Source organism: Streptomyces sp. GbtcB7, assembly GCF_019091445.1.
GTDB lineage: Bacteria > Actinomycetota > Actinomycetes > Streptomycetales > Streptomycetaceae > Streptomyces > Streptomyces mirabilis.
The window spans coordinates 1-253 of the sequence record NZ_JAGXJM010000419.1 but is presented as its reverse complement, the minus strand read 5'-3'; the positions used below and the strand labels follow the sequence as shown (position 1 = coordinate 253).

The following is a 253-nucleotide window of genomic DNA, read 5'->3' as shown; positions in this document are numbered from 1 at the left end:
CGCCGGGACGTCGATGTGGTCGAGGAACGCGGCACGTGCCGCCGTCTCGTTCCGCTCCGGATCGCCCGCCGGGATGAAACGCTCGTCCCCCCACCAGAAGTGGACCTTCGACCAGTCCACCTCCCGCCGGCGATCGCTCTCGCCCGCCGCGTGCAGCACGGCCGTTCCGGCGGTGCCCCCGGTCAGCAGGATGTGCGTCGTCTTTCCCTCGGCGGCGCGTGCGGAGACCCGCTGGAAAAAGCGCTTCGCGACC

1 protein-coding gene is annotated in these 253 nt (G+C 71.5%); it reads right to left on the bottom strand.

Features of this window, described 5'->3' with window-relative positions; translation table 11 throughout:
- On the bottom strand, nucleotides 1-253 hold a 253-nt coding region (locus KVT44_RS56420; protein ID WP_217577064.1), incomplete at both ends, for a 6-phosphogluconolactonase.